Below are 24,358 nucleotides of genomic sequence, written 5' to 3' on the forward strand. Positions count from 1 at the left end.
TCGTCGGGTGGGGATCCAGTGACCGGCGACGAGACGGGCCGCGCCGTGCCGCTCGCGCCGGATCCCCGCTCCCGGGAGATCCCGCCCGCTGGCGACGCCCGCTCCCGCGGCACCACGCCCGACCACGTCCGCCGCTCCAACCTCGCGACCGTGCTGCAGATCGTGCACGAGACCGGCCCCGCGTCGCGCTCCGAGCTGACCCGCGAGACCGGGCTCAACCGCTCCACCATCGCCGCGCTCGTGGGCGAGCTGCAGGAGCTCGGCCTCGTCGTCGAGTCGGAGCCGCCCGGCACCAACCGCGTCGGCCGGCCGAGCCCCATCGTCTCGGCCGACCCGCGCGTCGTCGTCCTCGCCGTGAACCCCGAGATCGACGCCGTCACGGTCGGGCTCGTCGGCCTCGACGGCGTGGTGCAGCAGCGGATCCGCCGCGACACCGACGGGATCCCCACCGCCGCGCAGGCCGCCGACCTCGCCGGCGCGATCATCGCCGAGCTGCGCGCCGACCTCCTGGCCACCCGCCCCGATGCGCGCGTGCTCGGCATCGGCGTCGCGGTCCCCGGCCTCGTGCGCTTCGACGGCGGGCTCGTCCGCCTCGCCCCGCACCTCGGCTGGGTCGACGAGCCGTTCGCCGCGCTCCTCGCCGAGGCCACGGGGCTCCCCGCGCTCGCCGCCAACGACGCGAGCCTCGCGGCCGTCGCGGAGGGGCGGTTCGGATCCGGCCGCGACGTCGACGACCTCGTCTACCTCAACGGCGGCGCATCGGGCGTCGGCGGCGGCGTGCTCATCGGTCGGCGCCCGTTCGGCGGCGCGGAGGGCTACGGCGGCGAGCTCGGCCACACGCTCGTCGACTCCGGCGGCGAGCTCTGCCACTGCGGGGCGGTCGGCTGCCTCGAGACGACGGTCGGCCAGGACGCGCTGCTCGAGGTCACGGGCCTCCCGCGCGCCCGCGCCGACGAGCTGGGCGACGTGCTCGCGGCGGCGCTCGAGGCGGGGGATCCGGCGGTCACCCGCGAGGTCGAGCGGCAGATCGACAACCTGGCGGTCGCGCTCCGCAACGTCGTCAACATCTTCAACCCGTCGCTCGTGGTGCTCGGCGGGTTCCTCGGGTCGCTGCACGCGGCGGATCCCGACCGGATCCTCGCCCGCGCCACCGCCCAGGCGCTCCCCGGCGCGCGCGAGGCCCTGCGGATCCGCCGCGCCGCCCTCGGCCCCGACCGGCTGATGATCGGCGCGGCCGAGCTGGCCTTCGCGCGCGTGCTCGTGGATCCGTCGGGCGTGATGCGCGCCGCCGCCGACGCGGAGCGCACCACGGCGTGAGCGCTCCCGTCGACCTCGTGATCCTCGACTGCGACGGCGTGCTCGTCGACAGCGAGGTGCTCGCCGTCGAGGTCGACCGACGGGTGCTCGCGGAGCTCGGCTGGGACGTCACGACCGAGGAGATCGTCGAGCGCTTCGTCGGGAAGTCGCACGCGACCTTCACCGCGGAGGTCGCCGCCCACCTCGGCCGCGACCTCGCCGACGACGGGGACGCGCCCTACGCGCACTGGTACCGGGAGGCGTTCGAGGCGCACCTGCGCCCGGTCGACGGGATCGCGGAGGCGCTCGACGCCATCACCCTGCCGACGTGCGTGGCGTCCAGCGGCGGCCACCCGAAGATCCGCGCCAACCTCGCGCGCACGGGTCTGCTCCCGCGCTTCGACGGCCGGATCTCGAGCGCCACCGAGGTGGAGCACGGCAAGCCCGCACCCGGCCGCTTCCTCCTCGCGGCGTCGCGGATGGGCGTGGATCCCGCGCGCTGCGTGGTCGTGGAGGACAGCCCGTACGGCGTGCAGGGCGCGCTCGCCGCGGGCATGCGCGCGCTCGGCTACGCGGGCGGGCTGACCCCGGCCGCCCGCCTGCGCGATGCGGGTGCCACCGTCTTCGACGACATGCGCGACCTGCCGGGGCTGCTGCGCGGGCTCGCGGCCTGAGCCGGAGAGCCCGCCCGATCGGCGGCCGCAGGCTCACCCCGCGCTGACGGCCCGCCGCCGCACCGCGCGCACCATGAGCGCGCCGAGGATTCCGACGACCACCGCCACCGCGGACTGCCCGAGCGCGCCGCCCCGGTCGAGGAGCACGTCACCGCCGATCCCCGCGCCCGCCTGCACCAGCTCGAGCGGGTAGCGCAGCAGGCTGCGGTTGCCGAGGGCGTAGGTGACGCCGATCACCACCGCCGTCCCGAGCCAGAGCAGCAGCACCGCGACGACCGACCCGATCACGCGGCCGACCGACCGCAGCCCCGTGAGCGCGATGGCGACGCCGAGAACGACGGGCGGCACCCACGAGATCACGGGCAGGATCGCGTACGCCGTGTCGCTCACGAGGCCGCCATCGCCGGGGGACAGGAGCCCGCCCAGCCACTCGCGGAGCAGCACGACCGGGACGGCCGCCGCGACGACGGCGAGACCGGCGGGCGCGCGGGCGACGAGGGCCGCGACGACGGCGGCGAGCAGCACCGTCGCCGCCGTGCTGACGACGAACGCGACGAGGTACACCTGCGCCTCGCTGATGCCGGCGCCTGTGCGGTTCCCCGCGGCCGAGACGTCGTCCACGCCCAGCCCGTCGGCCGTGACCACGGACGTCTGCACGAGGGCGACGAGATGGACGAGCAGGAGGCCGGCCACCACGAGCCAGGAGCCGTGCCGGGGGAGCCGGGTGCGGAGGGCACGTGCCGCGGCGCCCGCGATGCCGCCGCCCACGAGGATCACCGCGGCCAGCAGGCCGGCCGTGTACTGGTTGAACGGCAGCAGCGCGATGGGCATGTCGGCCGCGGACGTGATCTCCTCCCGCCACAGGTTCTGCAGCGGGAGGCGCAGGCCCGCGAGGATCCAGGGCAGCAGCCCGAGCACCGCGGCGGCCACGCCGACGGCCAGGGCGAGGAGGGCGCCGCGGACGCCGGGGATCGTGCGATCCGCGGGCCGGTCGAGGGTCGTGCCGGGCGCGGTCGCGGTGTCGGGCGTCGTCATCCGCCCACGCTATCGACGCGCCCGTCCCCGCCGCCCGCCCCCGATCGGGCCGGCCTGTGGACTCCGGTGGTCGCCCGGGCGCGTCGTCTGCCTATGCTCGCGGCACCCGATCGACCGACCCGATCGCCGCGCCCGACCCTGTCCCGCACGCTCCTGAAGAACGGATCCGCCATGCCCCGCCGTGCCCTCATCGCCACGTCCGCGTTCGCCGTCACCCTCGCCGCGCTCCTCGGCGCCGCAGCACCCGCCCAGGCGTGCCCGCGCGACCCGGCGGAGCAGCAGGCGGTCACCGCCGTCGCGTCCGCCGCGCTCGACCGCCTCGAGATCGCCGACGACGTGGCCGCGTCGAAGTGGCTGTCGGGCAAGGCCGTGGCGGATCCCGCGCGCGAGCAGGCCGTCGTCGACGCGACGATCGCCGCCGCGAAGGCCGACGGGGTCGACCCGGTCGCGGCCGAGCGCATCATCCGCGCGCAGATCCTCGCGAGCAAGCAGGTGCAGTACGCGCTCATCGCGCGCTGGCACGCGCACCCCGACGAGGCGCCCACCACCGCGCCCGACCTCACCACGAGCGTGCGCCCGCGCATCAACGCGGTCGACGCCCGGCTCGTCCCGGCCATCGGCGCCGCGTCCGCCGCGCTCGACGACCCGTCGTGCGGCCACCTCGTGAAGGACGCCCGCGGCCAGCTCGGCCAGGGCCTCGACGACGCGCACCGCAAGGCCTTCCGCACGGCACTCGCCACCGTCTGCACGCCGGAGTCCTGAGCCGGCCCTCCCGACCCGGTCGGGTCAGCTGCCCCGACGCGCTGGCCCGGCCGACCCAATTCCGCGCGCGTCCGCCCTCCAGGGCGGACGCGCGCTGTCGTGAGCGGCCCGCGTCACGCCGTCGACGCGACGTCTGCCGCGAAGGCCGCCACCCGGCTCCGCAGGTCGTCGATGAGCTGGGCGGTCGCCGCCGCCGGGTCGAAGCCCAGGTACGGGATCGGCCGGGGCTTCCGCACGTTGGCGCTGCACTCGAAGTCGGTGCAGACGAGCGTGCCGACGGTGTTGCCGTTGCGGCCCGCGGCTCCCGCCCGGCGCGCGCCGTAGAACATGACGGGGTTCGGCAGGCGCACGTCCTGGCACCACGTGCACTGGGCGCGGGATCGCGGGGCGGTCGACGACTGCTGCAGCAGCACGCCGATCAGCTCGTCGCCCACGGGGGCGACGACGATGCCGCGCTGCGGGGCCTTCGGGTCGCGCCACCCGAGGAAGTCGAGGCGGTCCCAGGCGAGGTCGGCGAAGCCGTCGGGGAGGCGGAGGTCGCGGGCCTCGCGCTGCGAGGCGTTGACGAGGGAGGAGCGGATGGCGGATTCGGTCAGGGGGAGCATGCGGTGCCCTTCGTGCGGGTCGCGGCGGTGCCGCGGGGACGGGTGTCGGTTCGGCGGCCGGATCCTCGTGGATCGACGGCGCGCCGGGTGCGGCCGGCCCTCGCGGGGCGCGGCGACGGATCCGGTGACTACCTGGTGCCGACGGACGTGCCGTCGACGACCTCCCCACGCCCCGAGGGCGCCGTGCTGCTCGTGATGCTCACGGGCCAATGGTACCCCCGCCTGAGGGAATCGCTCACGCGCTCACGCCCGGCCACACGTAGTCGAGGTCGTCCGGATCCTCCGGGAACGCCGGCCGGTACAGCTCCGGCGCCTTCGCGAGCAGCTTCGAACGGTGGGAGAGGTGCAGCTCCGCGCGTCCCCACCACGGCGGCAGCTCGATGCGCCCCTCCGTGTAGGCGGCGAGGTCCTCCGGCACCTCGGCGATGACCGCGAGCGTCTTCTCGAAGCACGTGTCCGCGAAGCCGCGGCGGGTCCACTCGGCGCACGTCGCCTCCTGGTACTCCATGAGCGCGGGCCGGTAGCCGCGCCACATGCGCGTGACAGGGTGGCTCTGCCAGCCGTAGCCGGCGAGGGTCACCGCCTTCATCACCTGCAGCGTCTCGACGCGCTGCTTCCCGAGCCGCTTGTCGTCGAGCACGGCCATGCTCGCCGCGAGGTCCGGGTAGGGGAGGAACGTCTGCACGCCTCCAGTCAACTCCGGGGCGAGCGGGGAGGGCGATACAACTGGAGGCGCTGTCACGCATGCCGATTCCTCAGCATCGCGCCGAGTCCCCGGATCTCAGCTCACTCCATGCAGCGGATGCGTTCTATGGCCCGCCGCAGGCTGGGGCTCGACTCAGCAGCTGCGCCTACGTCCCAGTGCTCGCGTGCGAACGCGTCGATGGTGGATACGTAGAGAGGTCCTACTTCGCCCTCGTCGGTGACCATCGCCTCTCGTACATTCCGTGATCGGGAATCTGCGCAGAGTCGGAGAACCTCGCGTTTGGCATGCGCGACGCCCTCCGGATCAACCGGTATACGCTCCCGCGACACTTGAAAGTGAGTGGCAAACCCACGTCGATCTGCAAGCAGCCACGCCTCTGTCATGGAATGTGCGAGGCGGAGCTGGAATCGAGAGGCTGCGATGTCCCCGTGCGGCAGGAGCTTCTGAGAGATCGTGACCGGGCAAGCGGCATCGGTGTCCCGGAACACGACCCAGGGCGCGGACCGCGACGCCTGCACGTACTTGGCGACGTCTCTATCCACATTGGCCTTGCCTCGTTTGTCGATCACTCGACCGACCTCGTGTCCAGCGAAGCGGAGGACGGACGACGCGGCCCCGATGTCCGAGGCCCCTTCGACCGCGATGTTGATGATCACCTCCGTCCCATGCCGACAGCTGTGAGTCCGGAGAGGTCCGATGGTGCGATGAGGGTATGGACGATCTCCGATGTGGGAAGGCCAGCTTCTACCTCGCCCGCGACCTCGGCGATCTCCGACAGCTGCCGTGCCACGGTCCCATCGCTCGTGACCTGGAGTATCAGGACCTCCCGCGGAAGGACTCCCTCGTCGTCGAGCAGCTCGGGCGCGTGGGTCGAGAGGATGATCTGAAGGTCGCGATCGCGCTGGGCGTTGGCGAGCACGGTGGGCAGCATCTTCACGATGGCCGAATTGAGTGAGAGCTCCGGCTCCTCGAGAAGCAGCATCCCCCCGTTCGCAGGTGCGCTGACGACGGTCCACAGAAGACCGATGAGGCGCAGCGTGCCGTCGGAGAACTCCGACTCACTGTGCCTCGTCGGGGACCCTCGCCAGTTCCGATACCCGGCGGTGAGATGCGGGCGACCTGCCGAGTCGACGACGACCTCGAGGCTCTCGAATTCTGGGACGGCCGCTTTCAAGGCAGTCTCCAGTCGGCGCAGCCACGCCTTCTGGGTCTGCGCGGGCGTGCTGTTGATCCGGGCTATGAAGTCGCCACCGTACGGATCGCCATGCGCGTTCCCGAAACGTGCGGAGTCCCGGATCACCTGAGGTACCAGGTGGAAGTACTGGACCTTCGAGAAGTACTCGGAGAGGGCGCGGAACTTGTTGTTGGCGGCGATCTGCTCGAGATGCGTCTGGGTCAACAGCTCGGGGTCGGCCTTGTCAGCCTTGTTCGGCCGATTGAGGAGGATCTCGCCATTCCTCTCGACTCGCTCCTCGTCCACGAGCGAGCGGTTCTTCCCCTTCGCCTCACCTCGGATGGACAGACGGTAGAGCCAGGTGTCGTCTCCGTCCTCGAGGTGCACCTCGACGATGAGACGCCCCTTCTGGTAGTTGCGAGCGAACAAGCTCCGGACCTTGCGGAGGCCACCACGCTTCTCGATCGCCGTGTTGAGCCCTCCGCCCGGGCTTGCGACGTCCTCGAGGAATCGGAAGATGTCAAGGATATTCGACTTGCCCGAGGCATTGGGTCCGACGATGAACAACCGGCGATTGAGCGGGAAGTCGACCGTCTTGAAGTTCCTCCAGTTGCTCGCCGTGACGTGACTGATGCGCACGCGTCGGTCCTTCCGTAGGAATGAGGGATTGTTGCTCAAGTCTCCCACCGGATTGATCACCAGCGCGCGCTCCTTCACGGAGTCGCGGCTCCGGCGGTCAGCGCGACCAGCCGTACGGCGTGGTCGTCGAGCAGGCGATGAGGCCGGAGCGCTCGAGGATCGGGCGGGAGAGGGCGGTCGAGTCGCTGTGGATCAGGGTGCGGCCGGCCGCGAGGGCCGAGCGCGCGCGGGCCGCGGTGAGGGCGCGGTAGATGCCGCGGCCGCGCCAGCCCGGCAGGGTCGCGCCGCCCCAGAGGCCGGCGAAGTCGGATCCCGCGACGGGCTCGAGCCGGCCCGCCGAGACGATCCGCCCCTCGGCTTCGGCCACCCACATCTCCATGCCGTCATCGAGCGCGAGGCGGCGGATCATCGCGTCGGCCTGGTCGGTGGAGTCCACGTCGCCGAAGACCTCGGCCTGCATGGCGCTCATCGCCCGCACATCGGCCTCCGCGGTGATGCGCCGGAGCGTGACCCCCGCGGGCAGCGGCACGTCGACCGCGAGCGCCCGGGCCTCGCCGAGCATGATCGACTCGCGCTCCTCGGGCACGAAGCCGTTCGCGCGGAGGACACGATCGAGCCCGGGCGCGTGGTCGTGCCCCCGGGTCTTCCACTCCACGGTCGTGATCGCGGGGTCGTCGCGGAAGCGCGCGAGCGCGGCGGGGACGAGCTCGCGCAGGCCGGCCTCGTCGAGGCCGCCGAGGTCGGCGTACGTGACGAAGCCGCGCCCGCCGGGGAAGACGGCGAGGCGCAGCGGGCCGAGCACCCGCACGTCGAGCGCGTTCGGCGTCTCGGAATCGGTGCGGAGCTGGGCGTCGTAGGCGGCGAGGAGGGCGGCGGCGGTCGCGGGCACGGGGATCACCGTACGGGCTCGGGCAGCCACGCGAGTTCGACGTGCACGGCGTCCTCGCCGAACGCGATGCGCTCGCCGGCGCGGTGCTCGCGCCCGTCCACGCGCACGGTAGCCGCGCGCGGCAACCGCAGCGTCGTCCCGCCGGCGGGCGCCAGCCACTCCGCGCCCGGCACGCGCCGCACGACGAGCGCGGCGCCGTCCGGATCCCAGTCGAGCCGGTCGACGACCAGCCTGCCGCGCGCGCGGAGCCCGGTGACGGATCCGCGCGCCCACGCCGCCGGCAGCGCGGGGAGGACCGCGAGCGACAAGGCGTCGGATCCGAGCAGCATCGCCACGACGAGCGCCGGCAGGCCGCCGCTCGCGTCGAGGTTGAAGATGCGGCCGGCGTCGTGCCGGGACGCGCTCGCGGCCCGGGGTGTTCTCGGGCGAGTAGGAGGGGACGAGGCGGCGCACCCCGTCGACCAGCACGGTGGCGGTCTCCGCGAAGCGCAGGACGCCCTCGGCCAGCTCCCACACGCGGTCGTCGACGATGCCGCGGTCGCCCGTCGTGGCGACGGCGTCGGCGGCGACGCGGAGGATCCAGCCCCCGCACCCCTGCCAGAACGGCATCGGGTAGTCGGCGTCGAAGCGGTCTGCCCGCCCGTGCGCGGACATGCGCGCCGGCAGCAGCATCCCCTCGGCGCCGTGGACGCGGCGTCGCTCGCGGGCGCCTCGCCGCGGAGGTCGAGGCCGGACCCGTGGCGACGGCCAGGCGCAGCAGCCGCGTCGCGCGCGCGCCGGTGCGGATGCTCGTGCGCGAGGATCCGCCGTCGACCGCCCACGCGACGCCGGCGTCGCCCGGGCTCCCCGCGTCGACCGCCGTGACCGTCCGCAGCGCGTCGTCGACCGCGCCGGCCTCGGCCGTGAGGATCCCCCGCGCGCCGCCCGCGACGGACGCGCGCACCGCGGCAGACGCGTCGGGCCCGCCCGTGCACAGGGCCGTCGCGTCGTCCGCGCCGAGGCCGAGCTCGACGACGACCTCGGAGTCCCGGTCGGACTCGAGCGCCAGCCAGCACGCCGTCCCGTCGCGCGGCGCGATCAGGCGCAGAGCGTGCCGGCCGCCCGCGAGGTCGGTCCACGCGATGGCGGACTCGCCGCCCGCCTGGTCGATGGTGCGCCGCACGTCGGCGACGCCACCCGCGGTGCGGATCACGAGGGTCGAGCAGATGCCCAGCGGATCCGTCCAGACGAGGCCGTCGCCGTAGCCGCTGTCCCGCGCGCCCGCCATCAGCTCGGCGCTCGCCGTGTCCGGGTCGCCCGCGAGGAGGGCGCGGCGGATGGCGTCGAGGCGGGGCTGCGGGTCGGGCGCGTGCGGTCGCGGGTTCACCGGCGGGAACCAGCGCCCATGCGCGAGGGAGACGGTGATCGCGTCGGCCGGCCCGTGCGCGACGGCCGACGCGCCCGCTGCCGACCACGACGCCCTCCTCCCAGGTCGGCGTCGCGGTCGCGGTCGTGAAGGCGGGGGCGGATCCCGACGGCGCCCCGCCCGCGCGCCCTAGGATCGCGGGATGCTCGGTCCCCTCGCGCGCCTGGATCCCCCCGCCCGGCGCATCCTCATCGGCGCGGCGTCGGGAGCCGGCAAGACGACGCTGGCGCGGCGCGTCCAGGAGCGCACGGGCCTCCCGCACACCGAGATGGACGCCCTCTTCCACGGTCCGGCGTGGACCGAGCTGCCCACCTTCCGCGACGACGTCGAGGCCTTCACGTCACGCGACGCGTGGGTCGCCGAGTGGCAGTACACGACCCAGCTCGGGCAGCTCCTGCCGTCGCGCGCCGACACCCTCGTGTGGCTCGACCTCCCCGTGGCGGTGCAGATGGGGCGGCTGATCCGCCGCACGGTCGTCCGCCGCTGGCGCCGCGAGCCGCTCTGGCACGGCAACGTCGAGCCGCCGATGCGCACCGTGCTCACCGACCCCGACCACATCGTCCGATGGGGGTGGCGGGGCCGCGCGAAGGTGCGGAAGCGCGTGATCCTGGCGGCGATCGACCACCCGCACCTCCGGATCGTGCGCCTGCGCTCGACCCGCGACGCCGACGTGTGGCTGCGCGGGCTGCCGACGGCGGGTCAGCCGCGGGTGCCGCCGTCCGCCTCCGGGTAGAGGTCGCTGCACCAGAGGCCGACCGGCCCGGGGCCGTCCATCGTCAGGGGCGGGAACGACTCCAGCGGCGGCGCGGCGGAGACCATGTCGGAGCCGTTGGCCGCCGTCCAGATGGTGCCGGCGAAGTCCTCGCGCGTCGGATCCTGGTCCGTCACCCAGAGCGCCACGAACCGCTCGGGCTGGACGCCGTCCCCGACCTCGCCCCGCTCACCCCCGGTGCCCGCCGTGTGCTCGACGCGGCGTCCGCGCTGTTCTGCGCGCGGGGGATCCACGTGGTCGGCGTCGACGCGATCGCCGCCGCCGCGGGCGTCACCAAGAAGACGATCTACGACCGCTTCGGCTCCCAGGAGCAGCTGGTCGTCGCGTACCTGCAGCACCGCGACGCGCGCTGGCGCGAGCACCTCGCGGCGCGGCTGGCGCGCACGCCGGAGCCGGGGATCGACCGCCTGCTCGCGGTGTTCGACGCGGCGATCACCTGGGCCGAGCCGAACACGCCCACGGCTGCAGCGCGATCAACGCGCGCGCGGAGCTCGGCGCCGGCGACCTGGCCGATGACGACGACGGGCACGACGTGCTGCCCGAGGTGATGCGGCAGAAGGCGTGGATGCTCGAGCTGCTGCGCGACCTGTGCCGCGAGGCCGGGGCGCCGGATCCGGCCGCCATCGCCCGGGCGCTCATGCTCCTCTACGAGGGCGGCCTCGTGACGCTCGGCATGGGCACCTTCGCGCGCCCGCTGGCGGACGCGCGCGACGCGGCCCGCGCGCTGCTCGGGGCGTCGCTGCCGGCGCCGAGGGGAACGTGGCGGTGAACGCCGAGAGCGGCGTGCGACCGGTGACCGCACGCTGCTCTCATGGGGCCCGGAGGCCGTGGATCGGTCCTACCGGGGGCAGGAGCTGGCGGAGTCGCTGATGGCGGCCGACACCGGCTGGGCCGGGCAGACGTACTTCCTGTAGGCGCTGTTGCCGTCGAGGTACGCCTTCAGGAAGTTCGTCACGGCGTCGCGGACGGTGCCGTCGGTCTTCGCCCGAGCAGCGAAGTGGTCCGCGCCGCGGAGCTCCAGGTACTGCTTGGGGGTGGAGGCGGGGATGGAGTCGCAGGCGGGCCTGCCCATGAACGACGCCGGGGCGGTCGTGTCGGCCTGACCGGTGATGACCAGCGTCGGCGTGGTGATGGTGGGGTACGTCGGCGACTGGGTGGGGTGATAGGGGTCGGTCGTGCCGGCCGGGAAGTCGTACGGCATGAGGGCGACCGCGGCCTTGAGGCCGTGCTGCTCCACGGCGGCCTGGAGGGCGCCGCCGCCGGCGAGCGAGTAGCCGACCACGCCGATGTCGGCGGGGTTCACCTTGTCCTTGACCGGGCTGGCGGTGGCGAGGTACTTGGCCGCGGCGAGCATCTCGTAGAAGCGCTGCTGCGGGAGGTCGTAGCTGCCGAGGGTGTTCATGTTCAGCACGATGAAGCCCTCGCCGGCGAGGTCCTTGGCCAGCCACTCCAGGTCGGAGCGCGTGCCCTTCAGGCCGGGTGCGACGACGATGGCGCCGAGGGTCTTCTTGCCCGTGTCCTGCGGGGCGTAGAGGGTGGCGTCGCCGAAGCCGCTGCCGTCCGTGGCGGGGATCGTGTACCGGCTGAGCGGATAGGCCGCGTGGTGGTGGGCGGACGCGCCGTCCGCGGTGGCGGCGTGGGCCGGGGTGGCGGCCTGGGCGGCGGTGGGGACGCCGAGGAGGGCGAGCGTCGCGAGGGCGGCGACCGCGACGGGGCGGGTGCGGAGCGCGGAGCGGGTGACGGACATGGTCGTGTCATCTCTCTGTCGTGGGCAGTGATCGGCGTCTCGGCGGGAAGACCCTCGCCGGACCGCGATGACCATAGGCGCGGCGATCCTGGGGGAACGCCCGGCCGTCCCCACGCTGGCCGCCTGTGGATCTTCGGCGTGCGGAGGCGCAGGAGGGGGGACGTCCCCGGCCGACCCGGCCTGGCGTCGAGAGCACGAGCCGCGCGCGCACGCTCGCCGAGGAGGGGATCACCGCCCGCGGGTACGCCGCGAACGTCCGCGACCACGTGGCGCTCGCCGCCGCGCTCGACCGCGCCGCGCAGGCGCTCGGGTCCGTCGAGGCCCTCCGGTACAGCACGCTGCCGCAGAAGGAGTTCCTGCGGCCGGTGCTCGAGACCACGCCGGGCGACCTCGTCGGCGCGTTCGAGTTCTCCATCCAGGCGCCCGTCGCCGCCGTGCACCAGGTGCTGCAGGGCATGCGCGTGCTCGGACGCGGGACCGTCCTCTTCATCAACGGCGGCACGGCCGTGCCGCCGCTGCCGGAGTACGTCGGCACCTCCATCGCGTTCGCGGGCGAGAGCGCCTACGGCCAGATGATGCACGAGGCGCTCGTGGGCGACGGGATCCACGTGGGCCAGCTCATCATCCCGGGCGCCATCACGCCGGGCCACCCGAAGAAGGACCCGCAGGTCCTCGCGGACACCCTCTGGGCCATGCACGAGGAGCGCGGCGACTTCCGCCGGTTCGCGACCACCATGGACGACGAGTAGCGCGGATCCCGAGGGCACGCAGAAGGGGAGGAGGAGCGTCCCGAACGCGCTCCTCCTCCCCTCGTCTGGGGCGGCCCCGGGGGCCGGTCCGCGACTACTTCGCGGGCGTGGCCTTCACCAGGAACTCGACGGTCCCCGTGTCCTGGACGCTCACGAAGCCGAGGCTCGGGGCCTGGACGCCGTAGTCGGAGAAGGTGACGGGGATGGATCCGCTCACCTGCACGCCGTCGCCCGAGAGCGCGGCCTGCAGCGGCACGGTGACGGTCTGCGTCACGCCGTGCATGGTGAGCTCGCCGGTGGCCTGGACGGTCGCGACCTGGCCGCTCGCGGGCACGGCCGCGTCGACCGGCTGCGTGAGCGTGAAGGTCGCGTCGGGGTACTTCGCGACCTCCATGGCGGTGCCGCGGAAGTAGTCGTCGCGCGGGGCCTGGTCGGTGGCGATGGTGCCGACGTCGACCTTGACGGTCGCGTCCTTCAGGGTGGAGCCGTCGACCGTGATCGTGCCGGAGACGTCCTCGGTCTTGCCGACGACGGTCACGTCGGTGCCGTTGAGTACCTCGGCGACGCGGTAGCCGGCGGTGCTGCCGGTGCCGATGTTCCACTCGCCGGACAGGTCGCTCGTGTCGAGCGTGGAGTCGGCGGGGTCGGCCGAGACGGACGGGGCGGCGGCGGGGGCGCCCACGATCACGTCGCGGTAGAACGCGGGGCCGAACGCGGCGGCGCTGACACCGAGCACGACGACCACTGCCGCGCTCGTGCCGAGGATGATCTTGCTCTTCTTCTGCATGGGGGTCTCCTGATCCGGATGGTGCGTCTTCGTCCGCCGCGATGTGACGCGCCGACATGGAGGACGACGGACCAGCCGCGGAGAAGGTTCACGGGTTCAGGGTCCTGCCAGGTTCGCGGATCCCGGGAGGCCGCGCCCCACGCGCGGACCGCCCGCCGACGAGCGTCGGCGGGCGGTCCCGGTCGTGCGTGCGGCGCTCCCGCTCCGCGGATCAGCGGCCGGTGGGGTTCCAGCCGTCCGCGCCCGAGAGGTAGCGCTGCGCCGTGAAGGTCGCCGCGTCGGCGTCCGTCAGCTGCGGGCGGGTGGCGGGATCCACGATCGCGGCGCCCGGGCCCGTGTTGCGGTGCTCGGCGAAGCGGCCCGCGGTCCACAGCGTCACCGCGTCCCAGTCCTTCCACGGGCGGGCCGCGTTGATCCCCTCGCCGAGCTCGGGCCCCGCACCACGACCTGCGCCGTGCCGGTCGTGGAGTACGGGCGGCCGAGCGCGATGGATCCGGCGGCGCCGTCCGTCACGATGCGGCTGTCCTGGATGAGGAACCCGTACGCCGAGCCCGCCGCGATGGACGAGTCGGTGAGTGAGGCGCCCGGCCGGTCGAGCACGTGGATCGTGCTGCGGTCGACCACGGTGACGGCGCGGCCGAGGATCAGGTCGGCGCCGCCCTCGAGGTACGAGCCGGTCACGTAGACGCGGCTGTAGGTGGTGACGTTGGCGGTGGAGACGAGCAGGGTCTGCTTGTCGCCGAGCAGGCGCACGTGGTCGAGCACCTGCTTGTCGCCGGACTTCACCTGCACGGCCGTCGCCTGGGCGCCGACCGCGGTCGCGACGCTCTGCACGGTCACGTCGCGGAGGGTCCACTGCGGGGCCGAGACGGTAAGCGTGGCGACGGCGCCGCCGGGCGCGGTGAGCACGACGTCGGCCGGATCGCCGGTCGCGCCGACCACGTTCACGCCGTACCGGTTGCCGGAGACGACGCCGCCCGCGTAGGTGCCGGGCTTCACGAGGATCGTCCGGTAGCCCTGCGTCGTGTAGTCGGCGTTGTTCGGCAGCGAGCCGATGGCGGGGTCGGTGGATCCGAGCACCTGCACGAGGCTCGTAGCGTCGCCCGAGCCGTCGGCCGCCACCACGATGTCGACCTTGATCGGCGTCGCCTTCGCCGCCGCGGAGGCCGCGGAGGAGTTGGCGGAGCCGTCGGTGGCGACCACCGCGTAGGAGTACGCGGTGCCGATCGCGACGGCCGTGTCGGTCCAGCTCGTGGTGCCGGGTCCGACGGTGCCGACCACGCCGGACGCGCCGCCGCTTGTGGAGCGGAGCACGTCGTAGCGGGTCACGTCCTGGTCGGGCGACGCGGTCCAGCGCACGGTCACGGATCCGCGGCCGAGCTCGGTCGTGACCCTCGCGGGCGCGGCGGGGGCCACGGCGTCGCCGGCGCGCGGGGTGCCGGTGGCGACCGCGGAGGCCACCGACACGAGGCCGGTGTCGTCGTTCGCGGTCACCGTGTAGGCGTACGCGGTGTCGTTGACGAGGCCCGTGTCGGTGAAGGCGGGAGCCGTGAGCGGGGTGCCCGTGAGCTTCTCGCCGTCGCGGTACACGTCGTAGCCGGCGATGTCGGGGTCGGCGTTCGCGGTCCAGGAGAGGAGGACCTTGCCGTCGGCGCCGGTCGCGACCACGCCGACGGGTGCCGCGGGCGGCGCCGTGTCGACGGGGCGGGCGTCCGCCGTGGCGGGTGCCGAGGCGTTGCCGACCGCGTCCACCGCGACGACCGCGTAGTGGTACGTCGTGCGGTTCGCGAGCCCGGAGTCGGTGAAGGACGGCTCGGTGCCGACCGTCCCGACGAGGTTCGCGGGCGTGATCGCGACCGGGTTCGTGGTCGACCGGTAGACGCGGTGGCCGGCGATGTCGGCGGCCGTCGACGCGGTCCAGACGAGCGATGCCGAGGCGTCGCCGGCCGTGACGACCAGGTCGGCGGGTGCGCCGGGGGCGGTCACGTCGGCCGGGGCCGCGGGATCCGCGACCGCCGGGTACCACGTGGGCGCACCCAGCCACTGCGCGACCGTGACGCCGAGCGACTCCGCGGGGGAGAGCTGCGGGCGGTTGGCGTTCTGGCTCGCGCCCTCGCCCGAGTTCGCGTGCTCGGCGAAGCGGCCGAGGGTCCACGGCTCGCTCGCCGGGCCGATGCCCCAGGGCTGGCTCGTCTTCACGCCGGATCCGAGCACCGTGTCGCGCACGACGGCCTGGCCGACCGAGCGCGGCGTGAACGTGTCGGCCCAGGCGCGGTACGGGCGGCCGAGCTGCACGTTCGTCGCGCTGGTCGTGTCGACCCGGCTGCCGATGAGCAGGAAGCCCTTCGCGTTCTCGGCCGTGCTCGGGGTGAGGACGGTGCCGTTGGTGCGGACGGAGATCGTCGTGTCGTGGACCACGAGGGATCCGCGGCCGAGGAGCACGTCGTTGCCGCCGGCGATGGTGGATCCGGTGATCATCTGCCGCGCGGCGACCGTGTAGGTCGACGTGTCGGCGAAGACCGCGCGGCCCGCGGCGCTCGAGATCGCGGTGCCCGCGAGGAGCACCTTGTCGCCGGTCATCGACACCGCGGGGGCGTTGCCGGTGGCCGTCGTGTTCGCGATCGCGAGGTTCCGCACGGTGATGTTCGAGCCGGTGATGCCGAGCGTCGCGGTCGCGGTGCCGTTCGTGAGGACGGTGTCGGCCGCGGTCGCGCCGGATCCGACGATCACGACGTTGGACGTGGCGACCGTCGTGGTGCCGGCGTAGGTGCCGGGATCCACGCTCACGACCCACTCCCCGGTGCCGGGGGCCGCGTCCACGGCCTTCTGCAGCGTCGGGTAGTCGCCGCTGCCGTCCGCGTGCACGGTCGCGTCGACCTTCAGGGCCGGCGTCGCCGAGGCGCTCGCCGAGGCGGGCGACTCCTGGCCGGCCGCGTCCACCGCGCGCACCGTGAAGGCGTACGCGGTGCCGTTGACGAGGCCGGTGACCGTGGCGGAGGAGGTGGCCGTCGTGGCGACGAGCTGCCCGTCGCGGTACACGCGGTAGGCGCGCACGTCGGACTCGGTGCTCTCCGCCCAGTCCAGCGACGCCTGCGCGGCACCCGGTGCGGCGACGAGGCCCGCGGGCGCGAGGGGGGCCGCGTCCTCGGCCGGTGCGCCGGTCGGGTCCCAGCCGTCCGTGCCGCCGAGGTAGGCGGCGGGCGTCTGGGCGAGGGCCTCGGATGCGCTCAGCTGCGGGCGCTTGTCGTTGATCGTCGCCGCGGGGCCGGTGTTCCGGTGCTCGGCCAGGCGGCCGTCGGTCCACACGTTGGGGGCGAAGTCGGTCCAGGGCTGCGCGACGGCGATGCCGCCGTCGAGCCAGCTGTCCCGGATCACGGTCTGGCCGCGCGAGGTGTCGGCCTGCGTGCCGTCGCCCCAGCCGCTTCACGGACGCCCGAGCGCCATGGTGGGCGCGTCGTTGTCCGCGGTGATCCGGCTGTCGACCACGAGGTAGCCGCGGCTCTTGGACGCGGTGCTCGGGGCGAAGACCGTGCCGCCGTTGCGGGTGGTGGCGTGGATCGTCACCCGGTCGAAGACCGCGGCGGCCCGTCCGAAGACGAAGTCGACGTTGCCCGCGATGTAGCTGTCGACGTAGTACTGGTGCGGGTAGCCCGTGCCGTCGGCGGTGATGGTGCCCGACGCGTCGGCGTTCAGCGTGTCCTGCGCGCCGAGGAGGCGCACGTGGCGGTACGTCTGGCGGTCGCCGAGCGCGCGGAGCGCCACGGCCTGCGTGTTGTTCGGGCCGATCTCGGGGTGCGCGGCGCTCGAGAACGCGTTCTCGATCGTGAGATCGCGCACCTCGACGCCGGCTCCGGACAGGGTCGCGGTGGCGCTGCCGGCGGTGCCGCACGTGGCGGCCACGACGGCCGGGCACGTGGTGGCGCCCTTGGCGGTGCCGTTCGCGTTGTCGTAGGTGATGACGACGTCGCGCGGGTCGCCGGTGGTGCCCGCGATGACGACGTTCGCCTTGGAGGACGACACGACCTCGCGGTAGGTGCCCGGCTCCACCAGGATCACCTTCCTCGCCGCCGCTGTGCCCGCGGGGATGGCCGCGAGGGCCGCCTGCAGGGTCGTGACGTCGCCGGATCCGTCGGCCGCCACCGTGATGTCGGCGACCAGCGGCGTCACCGCGGGCGTGCCGGTCACGACGTCGGACGGCTCCGAGGCGTTGCCGGCCCGGTCGACCGCCACCACGAGGTAGCGGTAGGCCGTGCCGTTCACGAGGCCGCGGTCGAGGTGGACGGGCTTCTGGACCTCGGCCACGAGGTGCGCGGCGTCGGCGACGAGGGCGTCGGATCCCGTCGCGCGGTACACGCGGTACCCCACGACGTCGCTCTCCGCGCCGGGCGCCCAGGAGAGGCCGACCTGCTTCTCCGCGGAGGTCGCGACGAGGCCGGCGACGGCCGCGGGGGCGGCGTCCTCGGCGAGCGGGGCGACTGGGTTCCAGCCGTCGGATCGGGCGAGGTAGGCGGCCGAGGTGCTCGCGGCCGCCTGCGCGTCCGTCAGCTGCGCCCGGTCGGTGCTCGTGCTCGTGCTCGCGCCCGGGCCGCTGTTCGCGTACTCGGCGAAGCGCGCGGACTGCCACGTCGTCGTCACGCCGCTGTTGACCATGTCGGTCCACGCCTTCGCGCTGACGACCGGGCCGAGCCAGGTGTCGCGCACGACGACCTGCGCGTTCGCATCCGGGTCGGCGATGGAGGTGCCGTCGGCCTGCTTCTTGCCCGGCTGCCAGGGGCGGCCGAGGTTCTGCGAGCCGTCGGGCGCGGTGCCGATGATCCGGCTGCCGGTGATGAGGAAGCCGTACGGGTTGCCGCGGTCGGTGCTCGCCGCGGTGACGGCGCCGTTCGGGCTGGTGCCGTGGTCGAGCGCGTTCAGCGTGCTGCGGTCGATGACCACGGTGCCGCGCCCGAAGACGAAGTCGACGTCGCCCTCGATCCAGCTGTCGTGGAAGTACGAGCGCGCCGGGATCGCGGCGCTGGGGCTGTTGGCGTAGAGCGTGTCCTGGTTGCCGAGGAGGCGCACGCCGTCGTAGACGAGCCGGTCGCCCGTGGTGCGGAGCGCGACGGCCTGGCCGTTGGCGTAGGTGCCCTCGACGTAGGCGTTCTCGACCGTGAGGTCGCGGAGCGCGACGTTGTTCCCCGTGATCACGAGGGTCGCGCTGCCCGAGGTGCCATAGGTGTCGGCGACCCCGTCGGTGGTCGTGCCGGTGGGCGTGCCCGCGGCGCGGTTCCCGGTGATCACGACGTCCTGCGCGGTGCCGGTGGCGCCCACGAGCACCGTGTACGGCTTCGCGATGGTGGCGTACTCGGCGTAGCGGCCGGCGGCGAGCGCGATGACCGTGGGGTCGGTCGCGGTGCCGGCGGGCGCGGCGGCGAGGGCGGCGGTGAGCGTCGGGAAGACGGTGGTGCCGTTCGCCTCGGCCCGCGGATCCACCGTGATGTCGACGACGATGGCCGCGGCCTGCACGGTCACCTCGACGGCGGCGCTCGGCGCGGAGGAGACGCCCGTGCGGGAGTCGGCCGTGAGGACGTAGCGGTAGGCCGCGCCGTTCACGACGGTGGTGTCGCTGTACGCGGGGGAGTCGGTGGAGGCGATCCTCGCGAAGGCGCCGGTGGCGTCCGCGCGGTAGACGGTCCATCCGGTGACGCTCGCCGAGGTGTCGTCCGCCCAGGTGAGGTGCACGACGCTCGAGTCGGCGGCGGCCACCAGACCAGAGGGCACGACCGGCACGGCGGCGGACGCGGCGACGACGGGGTTCCAGCCGTCCTTGCCCGCGAGGTACTTCTCCGGCGTCGCGTTGGCGGCGTCCTTGGCGGTCATCTGCGGGCGGTTCGCGTTCACGGTCGCGCCCGGGCCGATGTTCTGCGACTCGGCGAAGCGCGCGTCCTGCCAGGCGAAGGGGACCTTCACGCCGGAGGAGTTCGTGGAGGACATGTCGTCCCACGGGGCCGCGGTGTCGATCGCGGAGGGGAGCCAGGTGTCCTTGATCACGACGGAGCCGAGGGCCTTCGGGTCCGCGCTCGGGTGCCACGGGCGGCCGAGGTTGACGGTGCCGTCGGCCGCGTCGCTCACGATCTTGCTGCCCGTGATGAGGAAGCCGTACTTGCTGCCCTCGTCGGTGCTGGCCGCCGTGAGGTAGCCGTTGTTCGCCTTGCCGCGGTCGAGCGAGCGGAAGGTCACCCGGTCGAACACCGCGGTCGCGGCGCCGAACAGGTAGTCCACGTCGCCCTCGATGTAGCTGTCCACGTAGTACTGACGGATGCGGGTCGTGGGCTTCGGGGTGTCGGCGAGCAGGGTGTCCTGGTTGCCGAGGAGGCGGACGCCGCGGGCGACGAACCGGTCGCCCTCGACGCGGAGCGCGACGGCCTGCGCGCTCGTGATCTCGGGGTGCGCCTTCTCGTCGAACGCGTTCTCGACGGTCAGGTTCTCGAGGGTCACGTCGGTGCCGGTCACGCGGATCACCGCGCTGCCCGCCGTGCCGAGGGTCTCCTCGGGCTCGTCGGGGTCGGCGGATCCGCTGGCCTGCGCCGCCGAGATGACGACCTGCGACGGGTCGGCGCCGAGGCCGTGCAGCATCACGTTCGAGCGGTCGAGGCTGAACGACTCGCGGTACGTGCCCGGGTCGATGTCGATGCGGTGGTTCGCGAGCGCGGTCTTCGGGATCGAGGCGACCGCCGCGGCGATGGTCGGGAACTGCTTGCCGACGCCGACCGTGAGCACCGTGTACTCGACGGGGATCGCGACGGGCGCGGTGGTGGAGGTGCCGGAGACGGTGCTCGAGACCTTGGAGACGTTGCCCACGAGGTCGCGCGCGGTCACGCGGTAGAAGACGGGGACGCCCTGGGGCGCGCTCGTGTCGGTGAAGCGGGGCGGGGATCCCGCGGCCGCGGTCGTGATGGTGGAGAGCTGCACGAAGGTGCCGTTGCTCGTGGTGCTGCGCGAGACGGTGTAGCCCGCGACGTCGGTGTCCTTCGGCGCGGTCCAGGCGAGGTCGAGGCCGGCCTTCGCGCTCGGCTTCACCGTGAGCGAGGAGGGCGCGGCCGGGGCCACGTTCGGGTTCTTGCCGGTGACGGCCACGTACGCGGACGTGTTGCCCGCGCGGTCGACCGCGCGGATCCGGTAGTAGGTCGTGGTGCCCTCGGTCGCGGCGGCGTCCGTGAAGGTCGTCGTCGCGTACGCAGACGTGCCGGCGGTCGGGAGGAGCTGGCGGTAGACCTCGTCGGACCCGCGCTTGAACACGATGTAGCCGGCCAGGTCGGCCTCCGTGTTCGCCTTCCACGAGATCGTCATGCCGCCGCCGTTCGCGACCACGACGGCCTTCGGGCTCGACGGCGTCGTGGGGGCCGTCGTGTCGGCGGGGATCGCGACGGACGCGGTGGCGGGGGCCGAGGATCCGACGGTGTTGACCGCGGTCACCTGGTAGTACGCGGTCGCGCCGGCGGGCGGCACGTCCGTGTACGTCGTGGCGGTGAGGGTCGATCCGCTCACGCGCGTGAACGGGCCGGCCGCTTCGCGGAGGCGGTGGACGCCGACGAGGCGTTGCCCGTGAGGTCGACCGCGGTGATCCGGTAGTAGGAGGTGACCCCGCCCGGCGCCTGCGCGTCGGCGAAGGCGGAGGCGGTGATCGGCGTGGCCGTGAGGGTCGTGTACGTGCCGCTCGACGACGTGGAGCGCGCGACGACGTAGCCCTTCAGGTCGACATCGTCGGAGTCGGCCCAGTCGAGCGCGACGCCCGCGGCGGAGGCGGTGGCCTTCACGCTCGAGGGGGAGTCGGGTGCGCGGGTGTCCTTCGCCTGCACCTGCTTCACGCTCGACGGCTTCGACTCGTTGCCGGTCGTGTCGTAGGCGGTGACGGCGTAGTAGCCGGTGGATCCGCCCGCGATGGCCGCGTCCGTGGCCGTCAGCGACTTCGTGGTCGCGACGCGCGAGGCGGCGTTCGCGGTGACGGTCGTGGTCGCGCTCCGGTAGACGCGGTAGCCCGCGAGGTCGGATGCGGAGACCTTGCCCCACGACACGACCGTGCCCACGCCGCCCGAGTACTCGGCGGAGAGGCTGCCGGGCGTCGAGGGCGCGCTGGTGTCGGCGGCGAGGGCCGGATCCGCGGGGAGCACGGTGCCGGCGATGACGGCGCCTGCGACGAGCGCGGCGGCCACGCGCAGGCGCGCGCGCGACGACGGGGTCGCGGGGGCTGCGGCGTCGGGGGCCGCGGTGTCGGGGTTCGAGGAGGGACGGACGACGAGCGGGTGCTCGGAGGAGGAGCGCGACATGCGGGTGCGGTGCCTTCGGGTAGGCGCGTCGCCAGGACCGGGCAGTCACGCGGGTACGTGGGAGCACGGCTCGGATCGGGAGAGCGCGGGAGATGGCCGGCGATCGGGTAAAGGCGGGCCGAGGTCAATCATGCACAGCGGTGTGCGACATGCAAGGCGAGCGGGTCGTTATCGAAAAGCCTGACCCGAAAGGGGGGTGGCCCGGCTCGCTCCCGTATCCGCCTGCGATGATTCCGGGATCGCGATGAACCATCCGGCCGTCCATCTCGTCGTGGAGGGAGGAGGCACGGATGACCACGGAGAGCACGGCCCGCATGCGGGCGCTGCACGATGCGCACGCACCCGCGTTGCAGCGGTACGCGCTGCGGCTGACGGGGGATCCGGCGCTCGCCGAGGACGTCGTGCAGGAGGCGCTGCTGCGGGCCTGGCGCTCGCCCGCGATCCTCGCGGAGGACGACGAGTCGGCCCGCCGCTGGCTGTTCACCGTGGTGCGGAACCTCGTGATCGACGACCGGCGCAGTGCCTGGCGCGGTCGCGAGACGCCGACGGACGTGCTGCCCGAGGATCCCGTCGCCGACGCGTCCGACGCCATCATCGACCGCCTGCTCGTCGCCGAGGCGCTCGCGTCGCTCTCCGCCGAGCACCGCCGCGCGGTCGTCAGCTGCTACCACCTGGGCCGCTCGGTCGTGGAGACCGCGGAACGCGAGGGCGTCCCGCCCGGCACGATCAAGTCCCGCCTCCACTACGCGCTCAAGGCGCTCCGGCTCGCCCTGCAGGAACGAGGAGTCACCCGATGAACGACCGCGCCGACGACATCCACGAGTGGGATGCCGCGTACGTGCTCGGCAGCCTGAGCGCCACCGACCGCGCGCTCTTCGAGGCCCACCTCGAGGGCTGCGACGCGTGCATGCGCTCCCTCGCCGAGCTCTCCGGCCTGCCCGGCGTGCTGCGGATGCTGCCCGTCGAGGAGGCGATCGCGCTCATGGACGAGCCCGAGGCACCCGCGGTGCCGCAGCCCGCGCCCGAGCCGCGCGATCGCCCGGCCTCCTCCGCCGCCGCCGCCGCGCACCGCGTCCCGCGCCGTCGGCGCCGCACGCCGTCCGTACCCGGTCGGCCGCGGCTGTCCCGGCGTGCTGGCGCGTGGACCCTCGCGGCCGCCGCCCTCGTGCTCCTCGTGGGCGGCGCCGGCCTCGGGTCCGCGCTCCGCGCCGGCGTGAGCGCGCCCGTCGCGGATCCGTCCCCGGCCGCCTCCTCGCCCGCCGCGGACGGGGGCCTCTCCACCGGCCTCCCCTCCGACGCCGTCAGCATGCGCTCCGAGCTCGACGAGGGCGTCACGGCGCAGCTCGCCGTCACCGCCAAGCCGTACGGGACGCGCTTCGACTGGAGCTGCGCCTACGCGGGCGGCGGCGTCGGCCAGGGCTCCTACGACCTCGTCGCGATCGACGACACCGGCTCCCGCACGGTCGTCGCCACGTGGGGCGCGGGCCAGACGGAGTCGCGGCTGCTCGCGGCCACCTCGAGCCTCCCCATCGACCGCATCCGCGAGGTGCAGATCACGCCATCCGACTCCGACGTGGTGCTGGCGAGTCGGGACCTCTGAGGCATCCCCTGATAGCATCCTGGCTATCAAGGAGGTCCATCATGACGATCGGGGAACTGGTCCATGCCGCACGGCGGAGCCGCGGATACACGCAGCGCCAGCTGAGCGGACGTTCCGGCGTCGCGCAGTCGACGCTGTCGGACCTCGAGTCGGGGAAGCGGAGTCCCAGCGCCGAGACCGTCGATCGGCTCCTGCTCGCGACCGGTCATCAGCTCATCTCGATCCCGACCCGACGGCACACGGCCGCCAGCGCGACGGCCGAGATCGCCTCGCGACTAGCCGAAGGGGACCGCGAGCGCGCCGTCCGGCACTTCATCCAGCTCGCGGACGACCTGGCCGCTGTCCACCACGAGGTCCGGTTCGCGCTGACGATCGCGGAGCCGCTTCGGACCGGCGAGAAGCGTTGGGACGCGGCTGTCGCGGGCCTCGTCGAGCACCGGCTCGAGGAGGAGGGCCTCCCCCTCCCGTCCTGGGTCAGCTCGGACGATCGCCGACTGCGGAGGAGCTGGATCTTCGGAGACGGCGTCTACGACCTGCCGGTGGACCCGGAGCGCGCGGTCCCGGCCTTCCGTCGTCATGGTGTGCTGCTCGATCCCGACACCCTCGCGAGCGTCTGATGCACGCATTCGACCGGCGTGCGCTGATGGACGCCCTGTCCGAGTTGATCGCGGCACTGCGGCTCCGGGGCGTCACGGGCCGCATGCAGGTCTTCGGAGGTGCAGCACTCGCGCTGTGCCATTTCGACCGGGGGACCACGGTGGACATCGACGCCCGACTGCGATTCGATGCGGACGTGCGGGAGTCCGTCGCCCTGATCGCGGAGAGGCGCGGCTGGGGCTCGGATTGGGTCAACGACGACGGCGCGTTCTTCCTCCCGGCGTACGGCCGCGACGTGGAGTGGACCGAGGTCTTCGATGCGGACGGCCTGGTCATCGAGATCGCGTCGGCCGAGGCTCTGCTCGCGATGAAGCTCCACGCCGGGCGGCCGGGTCGGGACGGCCGGGACATCTCCCGCCTCATGGTCCTCTGCGGGCTGTCTTCCGTCTCCGAGCTGGAGGACGTGCATGAGGCGTACTACCCGGATGACGGCCTCTCGCCGCGGGCCGAGAGGCTCGTGCAGCGGATCATCGAGGTCGGGCTCCCGGGGCGTCCGGAGACGCCGCCCCCACCGTCGATCGGATGACGGCGGATCACCCGGATCACCCCTGGCGC

Annotated in this window: 25 protein-coding genes; 11 read left to right on the forward strand and 14 right to left on the reverse strand. The window is 73.7% G+C overall.

The window, feature by feature from the left end; translation table 11 throughout:
* The first annotated feature begins 18 nt into the window (after window positions 1-18).
* Both CMN_RS01110 and CMN_RS01115 read left to right on the forward strand, forming a co-directional pair.
* A complete protein-coding gene (locus CMN_RS01110; protein ID WP_015489028.1) occupies window positions 19-1,317 on the forward strand; it encodes an ROK family transcriptional regulator in 1,299 nt (432 codons plus the stop codon).
* Window positions 1,314-1,970: an HAD family hydrolase gene (locus tag CMN_RS01115; protein ID WP_015489029.1), complete on the forward strand. Its 657-nt coding sequence runs from the start codon at window positions 1,314-1,316 to the stop codon at window positions 1,968-1,970. Before CMN_RS01110 ends, CMN_RS01115 begins: the two co-directional genes overlap by 4 nt.
* A gap of 33 nt (window positions 1,971-2,003) precedes the next feature.
* Here the strand turns inward: CMN_RS01115 and CMN_RS01120 are convergent, their stop codons facing one another.
* A complete protein-coding gene (locus CMN_RS01120) occupies window positions 2,004-3,005 on the reverse strand; it encodes a hypothetical protein (RefSeq protein WP_015489030.1) in 1,002 nt (333 codons plus the stop codon).
* 171 nt (window positions 3,006-3,176) lie between these two features.
* Here CMN_RS01120 and aroQ point away from each other — a divergent pair, with 171 nt between their 5' ends.
* Window positions 3,177-3,767, forward strand: coding sequence for a gamma subclass chorismate mutase AroQ (aroQ, locus tag CMN_RS01125; RefSeq protein ID WP_015489031.1), 591 nt, complete (start codon window positions 3,177-3,179; stop codon window positions 3,765-3,767).
* A gap of 113 nt (window positions 3,768-3,880) precedes the next feature.
* Here the strand turns inward: aroQ and CMN_RS01130 are convergent, their stop codons facing one another.
* The 6 genes from CMN_RS01130 to CMN_RS01150 form a co-directional block, all read right to left on the reverse strand.
* Entirely contained in the window at window positions 3,881-4,372 is a 492-nt protein-coding gene (locus CMN_RS01130; RefSeq protein ID WP_015489032.1) for an FBP domain-containing protein, read from the reverse strand.
* Between the two features lie 235 nt (window positions 4,373-4,607).
* Window positions 4,608-5,057, reverse strand: coding sequence for an MSMEG_6728 family protein (locus CMN_RS01135; RefSeq protein WP_015489033.1), 450 nt, complete (start codon window positions 5,055-5,057; stop codon window positions 4,608-4,610).
* Window positions 5,058-5,158: 101 nt separating this feature from the next.
* Window positions 5,159-5,734, reverse strand: coding sequence for a hypothetical protein (locus tag CMN_RS14725; protein ID WP_015489034.1), 576 nt, complete (start codon window positions 5,732-5,734; stop codon window positions 5,159-5,161).
* The gene (locus CMN_RS01140) at window positions 5,731-6,969 is read right to left on the reverse strand and encodes an AAA family ATPase (RefSeq protein WP_227077711.1); all 1,239 of its coding nucleotides are present in this window, start codon (window positions 6,967-6,969) and stop codon (window positions 5,731-5,733) included. Before CMN_RS01140 ends, CMN_RS14725 begins: the two co-directional genes overlap by 4 nt.
* A 19-nt stretch (window positions 6,970-6,988) precedes the next feature.
* Window positions 6,989-7,780: a GNAT family N-acetyltransferase gene (locus CMN_RS01145; protein ID WP_015489036.1), complete on the reverse strand. Its 792-nt coding sequence runs from the start codon at window positions 7,778-7,780 to the stop codon at window positions 6,989-6,991.
* Between the two features lie 5 nt (window positions 7,781-7,785).
* Window positions 7,786-8,109 (reverse strand): glycoside hydrolase family 95-like protein, encoded by a 324-nt coding sequence (locus CMN_RS01150; RefSeq protein ID WP_249959034.1) that lies wholly within the window; start codon window positions 8,107-8,109, stop codon window positions 7,786-7,788.
* A 1,218-nt stretch (window positions 8,110-9,327) separates the two neighbouring features.
* On the opposite strand from CMN_RS01150, the gene CMN_RS01160 reads away from it, so the two are divergent.
* A complete protein-coding gene (locus CMN_RS01160) occupies window positions 9,328-9,918 on the forward strand; it encodes a P-loop NTPase family protein (RefSeq protein ID WP_015489037.1) in 591 nt (196 codons plus the stop codon).
* On the opposite strand, the gene CMN_RS01165 is transcribed toward CMN_RS01160, so the two are convergent.
* Window positions 9,885-10,190 carry a hypothetical protein gene (locus CMN_RS01165; protein WP_174545013.1) on the reverse strand — a complete coding sequence of 102 codons (306 nt, stop codon included), beginning with the start codon at window positions 10,188-10,190 and terminating at the stop codon, window positions 9,885-9,887. The two genes, CMN_RS01160 and CMN_RS01165, sit on opposite strands and share 34 nt — an antisense overlap.
* Here CMN_RS01165 and CMN_RS15220 point away from each other — a divergent pair, their 5' ends adjacent.
* Both CMN_RS15220 and CMN_RS15225 read left to right on the forward strand, forming a co-directional pair.
* Window positions 10,191-10,505, forward strand: coding sequence for a TetR/AcrR family transcriptional regulator (locus tag CMN_RS15220; RefSeq protein WP_231853764.1), 315 nt, complete (start codon window positions 10,191-10,193; stop codon window positions 10,503-10,505). It abuts the gene before it with no gap.
* Entirely contained in the window at window positions 10,490-10,726 is a 237-nt protein-coding gene (locus CMN_RS15225; RefSeq protein ID WP_227077713.1) for a hypothetical protein, read from the forward strand. The genes CMN_RS15220 and CMN_RS15225 overlap by 16 nt, the downstream gene beginning before the upstream one ends.
* Window positions 10,727-10,795: 69 nt before the next feature.
* On the opposite strand, the gene CMN_RS01175 is transcribed toward CMN_RS15225, so the two are convergent.
* Window positions 10,796-11,704: an alpha/beta hydrolase gene (locus CMN_RS01175; RefSeq protein ID WP_015489038.1), complete on the reverse strand. Its 909-nt coding sequence runs from the start codon at window positions 11,702-11,704 to the stop codon at window positions 10,796-10,798.
* Window positions 11,705-11,829: 125 nt separating this feature from the next.
* On the opposite strand from CMN_RS01175, the gene CMN_RS01180 reads away from it, so the two are divergent.
* Window positions 11,830-12,453: an SDR family oxidoreductase gene (locus CMN_RS01180; protein ID WP_015489039.1), complete on the forward strand. Its 624-nt coding sequence runs from the start codon at window positions 11,830-11,832 to the stop codon at window positions 12,451-12,453.
* Between the two features lie 94 nt (window positions 12,454-12,547).
* Here the strand turns inward: CMN_RS01180 and CMN_RS01185 are convergent, their stop codons facing one another.
* The 5 genes from CMN_RS01185 to CMN_RS01205 form a co-directional block, all read right to left on the reverse strand.
* Window positions 12,548-13,240: a YceI family protein gene (locus CMN_RS01185; protein ID WP_015489040.1), complete on the reverse strand. Its 693-nt coding sequence runs from the start codon at window positions 13,238-13,240 to the stop codon at window positions 12,548-12,550.
* Window positions 13,241-13,451: 211 nt separating this feature from the next.
* Window positions 13,452-13,619, reverse strand: coding sequence for a hypothetical protein (locus CMN_RS14910; protein ID WP_155119022.1), 168 nt, complete (start codon window positions 13,617-13,619; stop codon window positions 13,452-13,454).
* Complete coding sequence (locus CMN_RS14565; RefSeq protein WP_015489041.1) at window positions 13,616-16,615, reverse strand: pectinesterase family protein; 3,000 nt, start codon at window positions 16,613-16,615, stop codon at window positions 13,616-13,618. The genes CMN_RS14910 and CMN_RS14565 overlap by 4 nt, the downstream gene beginning before the upstream one ends.
* Before the next feature lie 48 nt (window positions 16,616-16,663).
* Window positions 16,664-20,767 (reverse strand): pectinesterase family protein, encoded by a 4,104-nt coding sequence (locus CMN_RS14570; RefSeq protein ID WP_015489042.1) that lies wholly within the window; start codon window positions 20,765-20,767, stop codon window positions 16,664-16,666.
* Complete coding sequence (locus tag CMN_RS01205; RefSeq protein ID WP_015489043.1) at window positions 20,764-21,546, reverse strand: fibronectin type III domain-containing protein; 783 nt, start codon at window positions 21,544-21,546, stop codon at window positions 20,764-20,766. The genes CMN_RS14570 and CMN_RS01205 overlap by 4 nt, the downstream gene beginning before the upstream one ends.
* A 290-nt stretch (window positions 21,547-21,836) precedes the next feature.
* Between CMN_RS01205 and CMN_RS01210 the strand changes: the two genes are divergently transcribed.
* From CMN_RS01210 to CMN_RS01225, 4 genes are read left to right on the forward strand one after another with little or no spacing between them, the layout of a single operon-like run.
* Window positions 21,837-22,343, forward strand: a complete 507-nt coding sequence (locus tag CMN_RS01210) for a sigma-70 family RNA polymerase sigma factor (protein ID WP_015489044.1) — start codon at window positions 21,837-21,839, stop codon at window positions 22,341-22,343.
* Entirely contained in the window at window positions 22,340-23,146 is an 807-nt protein-coding gene (locus tag CMN_RS01215) for an anti-sigma factor family protein (protein WP_015489045.1), read from the forward strand. The genes CMN_RS01210 and CMN_RS01215 overlap by 4 nt, the downstream gene beginning before the upstream one ends.
* A 41-nt stretch (window positions 23,147-23,187) precedes the next feature.
* On the forward strand, window positions 23,188-23,763 hold the full coding sequence (locus tag CMN_RS14575) for a helix-turn-helix domain-containing protein (protein WP_015489046.1): 576 nt from the start codon (window positions 23,188-23,190) through the stop codon (window positions 23,761-23,763).
* Window positions 23,763-24,329 carry a hypothetical protein gene (locus CMN_RS01225; RefSeq protein WP_015489047.1) on the forward strand — a complete coding sequence of 189 codons (567 nt, stop codon included), beginning with the start codon at window positions 23,763-23,765 and terminating at the stop codon, window positions 24,327-24,329. Before CMN_RS14575 ends, CMN_RS01225 begins: the two co-directional genes overlap by 1 nt.
* The last annotated feature ends 29 nt before the right edge of the window (window positions 24,330-24,358 follow it).

Origin of the sequence: Clavibacter nebraskensis NCPPB 2581, assembly GCF_000355695.1 — a bacterium.
Classification (GTDB): Bacteria; Actinomycetota; Actinomycetes; order Actinomycetales; family Microbacteriaceae; genus Clavibacter; species Clavibacter nebraskensis.